General features: G+C 29.6%; 13 protein-coding genes. All 13 read right to left on the reverse strand.

Going from position 1 to position 12,984, the window contains the following annotated elements; translation table 11 throughout:
- Nucleotides 1-162 precede the first annotated feature (162 nt).
- A complete protein-coding gene (locus KPL50_RS01565; RefSeq protein WP_216296669.1) occupies nt 163-585 on the reverse strand; it encodes a hypothetical protein in 423 nt (140 codons plus the stop codon).
- Entirely contained in the window at nt 578-1,027 is a 450-nt protein-coding gene (locus KPL50_RS01570) for a hypothetical protein (RefSeq protein WP_216296670.1), read from the reverse strand. The genes KPL50_RS01565 and KPL50_RS01570 overlap by 8 nt, the downstream gene beginning before the upstream one ends.
- A gap of 30 nt (nt 1,028-1,057) precedes the next feature.
- On the reverse strand, nt 1,058-1,369 hold the full coding sequence (locus KPL50_RS01575; protein ID WP_216296671.1) for a hypothetical protein: 312 nt from the start codon (nt 1,367-1,369) through the stop codon (nt 1,058-1,060).
- Nucleotides 1,370-1,805: 436 nt separating this feature from the next.
- Complete coding sequence (locus tag KPL50_RS01580) at nt 1,806-2,570, reverse strand: hypothetical protein (RefSeq protein ID WP_216296672.1); 765 nt, start codon at nt 2,568-2,570, stop codon at nt 1,806-1,808.
- Between the two features lie 508 nt (nt 2,571-3,078).
- Nucleotides 3,079-4,443, reverse strand: a complete 1,365-nt coding sequence (locus KPL50_RS01585) for a carboxypeptidase-like regulatory domain-containing protein (protein ID WP_216296673.1) — start codon at nt 4,441-4,443, stop codon at nt 3,079-3,081.
- A 348-nt stretch (nt 4,444-4,791) separates the two neighbouring features.
- Nucleotides 4,792-4,998 (reverse strand): hypothetical protein, encoded by a 207-nt coding sequence (locus KPL50_RS01590; protein ID WP_216296674.1) that lies wholly within the window; start codon nt 4,996-4,998, stop codon nt 4,792-4,794.
- A gap of 324 nt (nt 4,999-5,322) precedes the next feature.
- The gene (locus KPL50_RS01595) at nt 5,323-8,364 is read right to left on the reverse strand and encodes a hypothetical protein (RefSeq protein ID WP_216296675.1); all 3,042 of its coding nucleotides are present in this window, start codon (nt 8,362-8,364) and stop codon (nt 5,323-5,325) included.
- Nucleotides 8,365-8,747: 383 nt separating this feature from the next.
- Nucleotides 8,748-10,037: a hypothetical protein gene (locus tag KPL50_RS01600; protein WP_216296676.1), complete on the reverse strand. Its 1,290-nt coding sequence runs from the start codon at nt 10,035-10,037 to the stop codon at nt 8,748-8,750.
- Between the two features lie 188 nt (nt 10,038-10,225).
- Nucleotides 10,226-10,447 (reverse strand): hypothetical protein, encoded by a 222-nt coding sequence (locus KPL50_RS01605; protein WP_216296677.1) that lies wholly within the window; start codon nt 10,445-10,447, stop codon nt 10,226-10,228.
- Nucleotides 10,448-10,479: 32 nt separating this feature from the next.
- Nucleotides 10,480-10,899: a hypothetical protein gene (locus KPL50_RS01610; protein WP_216296678.1), complete on the reverse strand. Its 420-nt coding sequence runs from the start codon at nt 10,897-10,899 to the stop codon at nt 10,480-10,482.
- Nucleotides 10,900-10,983: 84 nt separating this feature from the next.
- The gene (locus tag KPL50_RS01615) at nt 10,984-11,505 is read right to left on the reverse strand and encodes a hypothetical protein (RefSeq protein ID WP_216296679.1); all 522 of its coding nucleotides are present in this window, start codon (nt 11,503-11,505) and stop codon (nt 10,984-10,986) included.
- 55 nt (nt 11,506-11,560) lie between these two features.
- Nucleotides 11,561-12,046 carry a hypothetical protein gene (locus KPL50_RS01620; protein WP_216296680.1) on the reverse strand — a complete coding sequence of 162 codons (486 nt, stop codon included), beginning with the start codon at nt 12,044-12,046 and terminating at the stop codon, nt 11,561-11,563.
- Nucleotides 12,046-12,951, reverse strand: coding sequence for a ParM/StbA family protein (locus KPL50_RS01625; RefSeq protein ID WP_216296681.1), 906 nt, complete (start codon nt 12,949-12,951; stop codon nt 12,046-12,048). Before KPL50_RS01625 ends, KPL50_RS01620 begins: the two co-directional genes overlap by 1 nt.
- Nucleotides 12,952-12,984: the final 33 nt, after the last annotated feature.

Genomic DNA, 12,984 nt, shown 5'->3' on the forward strand with positions numbered 1-12,984 from the left:
CCTTATTATTTAATATTAATTACAATTCTCAATAAAAAATAATATAAGAGTATATTTTTAATTTCCACTTTATTACTTTTTACTAAGAACAAACCTTATAAATTTTTACAATTATTCTTACTAAAAAATAATAAAATAAGGTATGGTTAAATTAGCCACACCCTACTTATTATTTAGTATTTCACACACAATTCCACCGTATCTTAAATTAATCTCATTAACAGTATCCTCAAGGAAATGTCTAGCTGGGTAATCATGGTACATTCCATTACCTCCATCACTATGGCCATTATTAAGCCAATCGCCAACAAATGGACTAACATCTCTACTTGAATCTACTGCACTAAAATAATTAAGCTTAGAAGGATCTAAAAACACAACACCATCATGAAAATTTACAATAGAATCTATACTTGAAATAAGTGAATTTGTGCGCTCATATTGAACTGGACTATAACTATTATATACATTTTGTTGGATATACTTAGCTAAAGTCCGTTTAATATCTAATACAATTATCAATAATTCCTTCTGAAATTCTATTTCAATTTCTCTTTCAAGTTCTTGTAATTCATCACTAGTCAACTTTCTCAGCTTCTACCGCGTCTATTTCTTTAGCTTTCTGAATCAATTCTTGAATATTTACCTCTTTCCCTAGTTCCTTCTTAATGAATGCTTCTGATTTATTACTCATTTCTATCATTTTCTTTGCATTTAAAAACGTATTTTTATAATGTTCTAATAACTGCTCTACATATAAACTAAATTGTAAGCTTGGGCACAGACACATTTGCTTGAATTCTTCACTTGTAACGTCTGTTTCCACATTTGAGATTACACCAGCTAAACTATAAAGGAACCCATAATCATCACCATTCTTGCCCTGAATTTTATTGATACTTTCTAAGTCTACATTATAAAATTCTAACTCCTTACCTTGAAGCTTGTCCTCAACTTTACTAAATAAATTATCTACAAACTTAAACTTACTAACACCTTTAAACCAGCTTATTTTTATATTTTCCATTTTAATATTCCTCCTAATTTCTATTATTTACTATTCCTCAATTAAATTTAATCGTTTTGTTATTTCCAACATTTTTTGAATTGTTTTCTCACTTTGATTATTAATTAATTCTGCATATAGCCCTTTAAGTAAACCTTCATCAACTTCCGGCATATTAAATATACCCTTCAAGAAGACTAATAAATTTCTTTCACCATCACTATACCCAAGTATATTTAATAATCCATGTTCCTTTAATCTCAGATATGCATTATACCAGCCTATTTTTAGATATTTCATTCTCACTGATTTGATTTCATAGTTTTTTCCACCAATCATAATTTCATTTATATTTGTTTCCATTTTAATATCTACCCCTTCTCTTTTATATTTTTAAATTTTATTTTGAAATAACAGTTAGTTATTGTCCAACTGTAAAAAGACTATGCAAATTCGGTATCCCTATGTTGCATCATAGGCAATAAGGGCTGTACCCCGTACCTAAGTTTTCTTTACAAGTTTTGGAGGAGACGAGGAACTACCTCGTTATAAGAAAACCTTAAAGAACTTATCAGCTATGAACTAGATTATAAAGAAGTCAAGGAATCCAAGCTAAGAATCCTTGGAAAAACATCCTATATAATAGATGCTTAACAAAGATTCTAAATCTAGAATAATCTATATTTTTTATACTCTTCTTCAATATCTGATTCATATAGCTTCTTGTTCATTTTTTTATGTCCTCCTATTTTTCTATTTCTTTTAGGGCAAATTTAAAAGACACCCATACGAGTGTCTTCTAAATATCCTTACTTAAATATTTATTTACTTGTTCTTCTTTCCATCTTTCCGTCGCTGACATAACTTTGCCTTCAGATACCTTTTTTATAATAATATCCATAACTTCTACAATTAAAAGATTCATTATGCCTACAGTTCCGTAATAATGGCAGAATGTTTCGGCTATAAATTCGTCTATGTTTGTTTGCCCATATTCTGATGTAAGTAATTCTATTCTTTCCTTATCTGAATTAAATATTAAATTTATATCAGCATCTTCATTTAAACCATATTGAGATGCTACCGCATGTCCAAATTCGTGACAAACAAGGTCATTAGCTATATATAGACTCTCATGGTTAACCCTTCTATGATTAAAACTTATACATTTATTAGATGAACTATATTTTGCGGAGGCGGTCATATTATCATACTTTTCATCGTCAACATTTACCTCGTTGCGTTCCATATCTTTAACAAGCTTTCTGAAGTATTCTTCAAATTCCTTTAATTTTTCTGGTTCATTTATATAAACTTCATGCTTTGCATATGAATGTGTTTCGTAAATTTCTTTGTTAAATATTATATCATTCTCCCTACTTACTTTGTCGAATGAATAATAATCACCTATCTCTTCAATTACTACATCTGGATATATTTTATGTAATTGATCAAATGTATTTGTGATTTCATTTAGTTCTTCTATTGTTAAAGAATCTAAATCCCAACATGGTTTAATACCTAATTCTATATAGTATTCATTAATTTCATCAATATTTAACAATTCCTCACCATCCTTCTTTATATTTATTCTATAAAAAGATGTAGTAATCCTTTATTTGTAAAACATTTTTAATACTTCTCTTGACATTTCAATATTTTAGCCTTATGATATTATTGAAATAATTATAATTTCTTGACAATAAAAAATAAAAGAGTAGCAATCAACTACCCTATTATTATTTGTTTTATGTCGCTGGCATATTGCAGAAGACCCCTATAGCCAAATATATTTTTTTAAAGGTTACGACGTAATTACTCCGCCCCACCTTCTATGTTCATTTATAACAGTATTGTTTAATTGTTATTCCCTCATAAACTCCAAATTATCTTGAAAATTCCTTATGTTCTGTTTATCTGTATTAAGTAAATTTATATATGGTAAAAGTCTGATTTTTAGGTTTTAGAAAATATTCAACATTTTTTGTTCCATATTACTTATTAGCAAAAACCTAAACTATAAGAAATTAATAGGTTTTTGCTAACAATTATTAATTTAAATATCTAGATTACTAATAAGGTGCAACATAAAAGCTTGCTGGTTGAGCTGATTTAATATCAAATCCCCATAACTTGTAGTCTATATAGAATATAAACGCTCCTGAAACATTTTCGTCAAGTGTTCCATTCCAAACATATGCTGTAATATTATGTGATCCTGCTCCTAAAAATTGCCCTGGGCAATCTGGAAAATTATAATATCCATTAGCATCTGTATATCTATTATCAATATATCTAGTGCCTTCCATCATAAAAACATTTTTTCCGCTCACTGGATTTCCTGCTGCGTCTGTTACATACCCCCTTAATGCAACTTCTCCATTTACCGTAATTCTGCTGCTTGAAGGAGTTATAGTAACCGAAGATGGTGGGAGGATTACTTTTGCTATATTTAATTTATATGAATTATCAGTATCAAATCCAGATATGGAAATCGTTCTTATATAGTATACTCCCTTTGTAATTGAAAACCTTGTAGCATTATTTGCTCCTTGCTGTAAAGTTGCTAATACATTAAGATTTCCATCTACTATTTGTGTTGCATAAGTCCCTATAGTTGAAGGATTTTCAAGTGAAAATAAATAAGTAGCATTTGTATTTATTTGAAGCCTAGCCCAATCCTCATCAAAATAATTGTCTATGGTATCTATCATAGAAAGTGAGTCAGTATACGGTTTTGCTTGAAAAATACTATCATCCGGTTCATTAGCACCATATTTAGCAGAATAATTTACTATAAGTTTAAAACTATTTATATTATCAAATCCCATAGCAGAATTTACAGCTATAAAATATATAGCATTACTACTACCTATGGTGCTTAGTTGTTCATTTATACCAGGGTTATATGTTGATGAAACGACTGGATCTAACCCGTTGGTTTGCTCATTATATTTAAATAAATAAAGATCATAGTCTATATTTACATTAGCCAGTGCTTGCATATATGCTGTTAATTTACCACTTGATGTATTCTCGAAAGCATACCATCTCTGGTCTCCTTCTTTTTGCATAACCCCTTCATAAACAGTACCTATAGCTATTGGTAGCGCTTGTTCCGGAGTATCGTTAATAATTATACCTGGCCCTGTTGTTGTAGTTATGGTTGTAGTTGCAGCTAATGGAGTAGATTTAGCTTGGACACTTTTAAACGTTTCTTGTATGTCTTTTTTGCTCATCTTTAACTTAAATTCATTTAGTTTTAATTTACTCTTTAAAAAATCAGTATTTAAGTTTGTAGAAGTTAGAATATCAGACTTGTTCTCTAATTTAACATGTTCTAAAGGTTTAATTGTTGTAAAATCCTTTGCAAAAACGGGACTAAATGTAATTAACATACTAATTCCAATAATAGTTGATAAAAGCACTTTTTTCATAAAAACATCCCCTTTGTATTAATTTGTATATAATAGAATTTCCCTACTACAATTCTATTATATACAAATTGTTATTATTATCAAGTATAAATTTAAAATTAAATTAAATTAAATTAAACTTATTCTTAATTTTTTGATGTTAACCTTCACGTTCCATACCACAATTAGAATATAGTGGCGCAAGTTCTTTATTTGTAGCATCTTATAAACTCAAGGTGATCTCCAATATCTCTATAGTCGCTAAGAAGGAGCTACTTTGATACTTTCACAAAAAATTTTGATAATGTCAAAGCTCACATTAAACCCGTGATTTTATAACAGTATTGTTTAATTGTTATGTAAAAAATATTATATCTCCATCCCTATGACTGTTCGAATAAGTTCTACTTTTGCCCTGTTTCCTATTGGTCGTGTTCCAGATAAAAACAAACAAATACTTGGTGTGCTTATATCAGTCTGCTGACTAATTTTTTTTTGCATAATACCTTTATCATTTAGGTAATTCTGTAATCCAATTCTTGTTATTTCTTCGTACGGACTGAAACCCTCTTTCATTTTCCCTCATCTCCTTCAATTTTTTATGTAACCTCAATTTAAATTTCTAAAAAATAAATATATTTTGTTAAGCTCTATTGTCTTTTATATTTGTGTATGATATAATTATGAGTTTAACACCAATATCGTAAAAATAGATATAGACACTCTACATAAGAGAATGTCTATATCTTTTTCAACCAATTCTCGTATTTAAACTCAAATCAATCTAGGATAGTGTTATTGCAAATGCCACCCATGTTAGAAAGAGAAATTTCCATTCTCTTCCCTTGGGCACGGTACGGGATTAGCCTATATCAACTCCTACAGAGGTTTTTCTACAATTTAAATTGCGTTTTTTAACTTAGTTGTCTGCTTGTCCACACTTTTTATAATTAAATCAGATATATTTGTTATTTTGGCATTAGTGTTTAATACATTTAGTTCTCTATTGCTGCTAATTACAAAGTGCTTAATGCCATATAATTCAATAATATCAGTGTCTTTATATTCTAATTCTTCTACGTCTTTTACTGTGTCTAACCTTACAAGATACTTTATATCCTCTATTTCTGTTGTGGTTTTAAATATTCCTTTAAACTTGCTTTTATGAGTTAGAAATAACATGTTAATTAGTTTCCTTTTTACAGAATCATATTCTGTTGTGTGGCCTTCTTCTAATATTATTGCTTCTATAGTTTTTTCATTTAAGCAATTCATGTGTTGTTTAATAAATTCTTCATTTAGCGCATTCATCTTTTCATACTTTTCATCTTGGGTAATTTTTGTAAAATCTTCATTTTCTCTCTTAGTTTGCTTTTTAAATATCTTCTTGCAAGCTTCACTTAATTCTTTTAAGTCTGATACAAATTTATCTTTTTTAACTTTGTCCAGTCTGCCTTCTATATTACTAGTATCTAGCAATTGATAGAGTTGAGACATTTTACCATTACCTTTTCCTCTAACACTATCTTTTATGATATTAGAAATATTGTCCATGGTGCTGTTATATTTCCTCCACCTCCTGGAGTCCACTTTGTCAGTCTTTATCCATCTGAAAAAATTAGGGATGTAAGAAGACTTTTTACTAATTGTTTCTTCATCTTTTGTAATTTCATAATCAAATTTATCTGACCAGTTCTTTCTAATTTTAATTAATTCTTTTATTAAATCAACTGAAAATGTTTTTTTGGAACCATCTATGGCTAACCCTGACATTATAGCTAGGCTACATATTTGTTTATAAAGAGGTTCTTGAGACTTTATGCTCTTACCTTCATTAATATTGTGAAACATAAGAGAATTTAAGTTAGCACTAAGGTTCACTATTTGACCAATCAACTTTTGAGAATTACTAGCTATAGAATCCATTGTAGCCATGTCCTTTAAACAATAAGTATATTTGCTTTTCTCACCCTCTATTTCTGTACAAGGTACTAAAAACGAACCTTTGTTTCTTTCTATTGATGATAAAATTTCTTTCGATGTTGTAGTTAAGCAAGTATCGGAATCCCAATCACAACCATTTAATATTTGTTGAATATTATTGTCGATTGATGATACCAAAACTATATTAGGACTTAAATTCATGTATTCAGTTATTAATTTATTTTCTACCACTTTAGAAGTTAACAGATTCCCCGAACAAATATGAGGTGATCTTACCATAGCAACTTCATCACCTATATTAAAATTAGTACACACTACATCTCCAGGGTTTATTACATCTGGCATACCTTCTTTCCATTCTCCTATAGCGTATTTAAGCATAAGGATCGGACAGCTTACCATTGTTGCATATGTGCCTTTAACCATCACACGTCCTGTTTTTGCTTCTGTTTTAAGATTCCCAATAACTTCTATTTTAAAATCCTTAAATATCTCCGTTTCGGTAAATTTATTTGACTTAGCTAACATATTTAGAATCATTTCATCATTGGAAGTGATCTCTTCCTCTTCAATATTGTTTCCAATTCTCATTTTTAAATGATTCCTAAACGCTATGTTATTATCATTTTTTAATTCCTTAATGTAGTCTACTGTAGGCTTTAAAAAACTTTCAAGTTCTTCAGTATTCATATTAACCGTTTGGCATAATTGGTATGAAGTTTTTACATAATCACCATTCCAAAATTTCGTAGGCTTTTCATATTTCACGATATAAAATTTGTTATCTAATTTCTTTAAATACTTTTTAGTATCCATAATCAATGGGAACTTGGCCATTTTAAAACTAGATCTTGTGGTTATCATTTTAATCTGATTAATCTCTTTTGCTAGAGTAACCATACTAGGACACAACTTTCTTAGCTGCTCTATTGTATATATTTTATTCTCTTCAAACCATGCTTGTATTCGAGTGTTAAAACATGCACTCTTACACCAATCGTTACGAACTAGCAAAAATCCTTTAGTTTTATACTTTTCACCAAACACAGATTCATCCAGCAACGACATTCCATCCCACAAATTGTTCTTTACCTCGAATTGCTTATTTATATCTGTGTGCAGCTCACTAACATCTTTACCCTCAGAATCCTTTACAATATTCCCATTAATAAACGTAGGAATTATTTTCGTTTCCATTACTTCCCTAGTAAATATAGAATACTGGTCATCTACCACCATTATTGAATTATTAGGAATCTGAATCGAATCTATTGCACTAGACATAGGTAGCGAAATATAACTCTCATACCCTGGGAGGTCAAACGGAATTTTTCTTTCTGCATATACCTTAGTTACTTTATTAATATCGACTCCCATATTTGTAGCTAACATAGCTTTATCATATAGATCTTCCCATATAAAAATACAAGCTCCTTGCCTTGCTGAACCGGTACTTCTCTTATACTTTTTATATTTTCTAGTAACTCCATTTATTTCAGCTGTAAAACCTTTTATATAAAGATCCTCTCTCAACTCTTTAATCTTTAAATCTGTAACCAGAATTTCTTCTCCGTATTCATCTATTATCTCCTCGCCAGTTACACTTAATTTCTTCTTAGTGCTTGTGGTACTGAAATTTAAATTTATAATTAAACCTGTTCTCTTATTCCCTTTAGCATCAGGGTAAAACATAGACTTTTCTTCACCACTCTTAAGTTTGCTATATATTTTATTTAATGTCTGCATTTCTTTGGAGTTATCAAAGCTGCCTTCATACTTTTTAGTTTTCTTAATAATAATATTATTATTACCATTCTCTTTGTGTATTGTAGACGCTTCAAGATTTAAAATGTTGCAATTTGCATAATTAAATTTTGCTTTCTTTTTTTTCTCCAATTCCTTTTTGGTTAGCTTAACAACCTTAACCGGATTACCTTCACCTTTGATTAATTTCCCATCTATATTTAATATAACTATTTTTTCTTTGTTATCCACCATTCAATAATTCCTCCCTCATAATTGTTATTGCATAGTCTTAAATTAGGAGGTATAATCAGTATGTTAATTAAAAATTATTGATTATACCTTATATCTCAAAGGGACTATCTTCTGTAAAAGATGGAACCCTTCATTTAAGTTTTGATTGTTTAATCAAAGCTTATTTGTTATTCTATTAAACAATACATCTATCATAGTGTTTTTGCCCTCCTATAACGTCCTGTGAGACACTGTAGCCTCATGGACATATATTTTCTTTGCATATAGTTGTAAATGCCTGTAATCCTTCCATAAATACTCATATAGTGCTCCGTTTGTGTAGCGCAGCGGAACTAACGGTATGACAACCTGTTCTTTAGGTTGGCATTTGCCCCTGTCGGAGACTACCTATCGGATGAAGCTTCTTCCATCTTAGTTAAAAAGTCTTGAAAATCAACAACATTACTAGTTTTTTCACTTACTGAGGAAATAGGATCTTTGTCTAAAAAGTCATAATCTTCAGCTGCTATTGGTTCATTGTTATCTTGTTGATTTTCTGTAGGAATAGGTATTGTTTCTATATGCTTTGTTGCAGTAATGAAATTCATTTCATAGCTTTCATTTATTTCATTAGCCATATTCTCATTCGCCTCATTTTCTTTGTCAATTTTATCCACAACCCTTAACATAAAGGTATTAAACTTGTGAAGCGTCTCCTTAGAATCATCACTTAGTATTTTTTCCATGTAGGTTTCTTCCTCCAGGACACTATCGTAAATATCTCTATAAGAATATTTAGCTTTTAATTTACCCAACTTACCTATGATCTGCTTATCTATTCCTTCAAAATTACTAGTTAATTCTTCTAATAGTTCATCATAGGAATCACCCTTAGATACGGTAGCAATCTTTTCTATATTCTCAGGACTTACCTCTTTCGGCTTAGTTTTGCCGACAAAGACTTTACTTCTGAATGATTTATCTTCCATTTCTATTTTAATAAGCTTGTCTATATCTGCTTTACTGGAATTTTGCAATTTTTCTAATACAGCTTTATCATCCAAGAAATGATATTGATTATTCCTCTTTATACATTTCTCTTTTTCTTTATTTCTAATCCATCCAGGCCTTTCAATTTTGTATATTTTGAGACATTCCATCTTATCAATAATTTTCATTAAGGTAGCAGAAGAGTATCCGGTTTTTGTAATAAGTCCATCATAAGATATAATACTGTAACCATATTCTGAGAAGTAGAATCTATTGATTAAACAATATACATAGACTCCTTTAAATCCAAAATGCTTATATATAACATCAAACCAATCATATGGAATAAGCTTAAAATGTTTTTTTGGTTTATATGGCATTGTTATTTCCAGTATGTCTTTAAAGTTAATTAGTGAATTCTTTTTTAGTGTATCTAAGTATTCATATAATAATTTTCTGTTCTCTTGTTGTAACCTCATATTCATTATTTTAAGCATACAATTTTCAGTTTCAAAAGTAAGTACACTACTTTTTAATTTGTCTTTTTCCCTAACCAGAAAACAGTATAGATAAAACTCTTTTTCATTTAAATCTATTATAGGGAGATTATCTTTTTTACTTACCTTCAGACTAAATATATTGTCTGGTATGAGTAATTCCGTAAATACTGTATTCTGCTTTACCTTTTTATTTTCTATAATCACATTTAACAATTCCTTTCTGCCATATTTACTATAATCAAATTAACAAGGGGAGGAGGCTTTTATTTCTCTCTTCTTTTAATTGATTTATCTCTTCTCTTTAACCTTTCAATTTATGTACGATTTAATACAAAAACTAAAATCAACTCGATTTCAATTTATGTACGATTTAATACAAAAACTAAAATCAATTATGTGCATAAATTGAAATCAACTTTATTGTAATATTTTGTATTTTGTTGTAATTTACTCCATTGAGTTAATGCAATATCTAACTCTTTAGTTTTAATAAATATCCATGCTGTTCTTCCTGTGTTTGGATTATCAGCCTTACTTATTGGATATACAAAATTAGCCTTGATAAATCTCAACATATTAATGGAATAACAATTATAATATTGAACCTTATTCATTTGATAACAACCCTCCTCAAATTTTATATATGTTAAAGTAATATTTTCAAAACATTATCATAGTTATCTACTAAAATAACCTTCTTCCCTGTTTTTGTATTCTCTATTGCCTCAACCATTTCCAACGGTATAATATCTTCTGATAACCACCAGGACTTAAAAACATTATCAACCTCTAAAGCTTTTGCCCACTGTTGTTTTTCTGATTTATTGCTACCCTTGGTATACTTTTTCTTATAATCGCACCATTTTAGTGCCTTAATATCTTTTAAAATAAACCTTATCTCGGACTTATCAACACAACTACCCTCTTGCCATGCTTGTACCGGAACTTTTGAGGTAGTTAGCCATACTGCTGCATCATCTAAAATCCCTTGAGACACATTTAGATAACCACTTTTTAATATTTTTAGTAAATGGAATGTTGATGTATAGTGACTTAAATCCTTCATTAATATTTCCTCCTCTTAATCTTTTATAATTGTTGTTGCCATAGCCTCAAATATAATATCTTTTGAGGCTATGTGTAGAATCATTTAGTTTACATATGCTGGTTTTAAATTACTTGAAGTAGTATTATCTATTTTCCCAATTGCTTCTGCTGCAATTTTCATGGCCTTATTTGTGCTTGTTTGTTGTTCTTTAAATAAAGTTTGGCTAGTTAATAAAGCTTCTTTCTGTAAGGTAATCAGTTCTTGCTGAGCTGGTACTAGTGGTTCTATATAAGTCAATCTTTCTATAGGATCAAAGAAATAAAATATATCAAACAATGCTTGGGATTTTTCAAATGCTTCATTTATTCTCTGTGCTTGTCCATCCGTTAAACTTCCCAATTTAGTAATCAATAATTGTATTGCTGCTTTTTCTTGAAGGTTAACTTCGTTACTCAAGCCATCCTCTTCCTCATCTAAAAATGATTCTAAATCACCTATCAAACTACATCTGCTTCCATAACCCAATCTACCCATAAAAGTGTATACTTTTTCTAATACTGCGAACTCTTCCATACTCATGTTAAATGATTTTTTCTTATCTAAAAAAACTTCCATAGCTACCATAATAATTTATCTCCTTTGCAACCTTAATCCCCTTTCGGTGGATGGTCATTTATATTTACATAAACTTACTTAATTCTTGAAGCTCATTTCGCTTTATTTGTTCTAATTCTGCACCGTTACTGCTAGGTTTAGCTTCCACTAGTTCATCCTTAAAATTACTTAAATTGAGTTCAAAATCTTCACTACCACTATTAGTAATTACTTTTGAGGTATTACCATTATCTTTGACAATCTTTAAATCACTGTCACTATTAGTGAGTAACTTATTATCACTTTTACTATCTTTAACTACCTTTGCTTTACTTCTAGTAGTTCTAAGTGACTTTGGTTCTACGTTATTACCTTTGATTGATTTCTTCTCACTTTTAGTTTCATTTACTCTCTTTACTCCACTTTGATTAACTATATATTCATATAGAATTCTTTTAATTTCCTGTGTTTCATTGAAAGAATTGGCAAGGTAATCCAAGACTACCCTCTCCTTCTCTTTGTCTTCATTGAACGTAAGTTGTATCCTCTTACTATTATTGCTTATAGACATTAAGCCACTTCCCACGCTAACTTACTTGCTTCTAATGCACCATTAACATTACTATTTAATGCATCCTCATGTATTTTAAATGATGGCAACGGCAACTTACTTATATATTCTTGAAGCATTAAAGAAGTTCCACCAGTAAATATACATTTATAAGTTTTTAAATTAACATAACTTTTTATAGAATTTAATATTTCATTTAAGAATTCAGCATATTGCTTTTGATATATTTTTATAACACTTTCATCTATTAACCTCTGGATATCTTCCTCTATAAAATCTTCACCCTTTGCATTCTCTATGTTTTTAATTTTGCTATAAAAATCATAACTTCCCAGTTTTACGGTATTAAGTTTTTCCACTTTTCCATTGTGCAAAACTGCTAAATTTACAGTCCTTGATCCGATATCTATTATAGCTATTGAACCCGTTCTATCTTCATCAGATAAACTAAAATATGAAATATACCCCTCTGGGAGTATCATTACATCCAGGATTTTTACGACCCTATCCTTGCCATTATATTTGAAGCTAAATTCTTTATTTTTTAGTTTTTCAATTAGCTTTGGTTTATTTTGCATCTGTATTGTTGGAAGTAATAGGCTCAAGTTAGTTTCTATTATTTCTTCTTTGTTGTTGCCTCTGCATATTGAATATAAAAGCTGAGGTATAAAATCTTTTTCACATTTGTTATATTCCTTTTGCAGTTCTCCTATCTCAAAATAACTAATTCTTCCATCAATTTCTATTCTCTGAAATCCTTCCTCATAGGCCTGATAATCATTTGAAATTCTACTACTGAAACTTCCTCTCGAATCCGTTCCTATATATTTTACTGCCATGTTTCCCCAGTCAACTACCGTTAATCTTGTGCCTGTTGCTGCTAATACATTTTCATTGTTCTCCATAATACATTACCCCTTCCGTTTTATATTTTTTAG

Origin of the sequence: Clostridium sp. CF012 (assembly GCF_018861755.1) — a bacterium.
GTDB lineage: Bacteria > Bacillota > Clostridia > Clostridiales > Clostridiaceae > Clostridium_AD.

Bases quoted from the DNA above. Each gene is read 5' to 3' on its own strand.
- KPL50_RS01570 (WP_216296670.1), bottom strand. From the start codon at position 1,027: ATGGAAAATATAAAAATAAGCTGGTTTAAAGGTGTTAGTAAGTTTAAG.
- KPL50_RS01575 (WP_216296671.1), bottom strand. From the start codon at position 1,369: ATGGAAACAAATATAAATGAAATTATGATTGGTGGAAAAAACTATGAA.
- KPL50_RS01585 (WP_216296673.1), bottom strand. From the start codon at position 4,443: ATGAAAAAAGTGCTTTTATCAACTATTATTGGAATTAGTATGTTAATT.
- KPL50_RS01590 (WP_216296674.1), bottom strand. From the start codon at position 4,998: ATGAAAGAGGGTTTCAGTCCGTACGAAGAAATAACAAGAATTGGATTA.
- KPL50_RS01595 (WP_216296675.1), bottom strand. From the start codon at position 8,364: ATGGTGGATAACAAAGAAAAAATAGTTATATTAAATATAGATGGGAAA.
- KPL50_RS01605 (WP_216296677.1), bottom strand. From the start codon at position 10,447: ATGAATAAGGTTCAATATTATAATTGTTATTCCATTAATATGTTGAGA.
- KPL50_RS01610 (WP_216296678.1), bottom strand. From the start codon at position 10,899: ATGAAGGATTTAAGTCACTATACATCAACATTCCATTTACTAAAAATA.
- KPL50_RS01615 (WP_216296679.1), bottom strand. From the start codon at position 11,505: ATGGTAGCTATGGAAGTTTTTTTAGATAAGAAAAAATCATTTAACATG.
- KPL50_RS01620 (WP_216296680.1), bottom strand. From the start codon at position 12,046: ATGTCTATAAGCAATAATAGTAAGAGGATACAACTTACGTTCAATGAA.
- KPL50_RS01625 (WP_216296681.1), bottom strand. From the start codon at position 12,951: ATGGAGAACAATGAAAATGTATTAGCAGCAACAGGCACAAGATTAACG.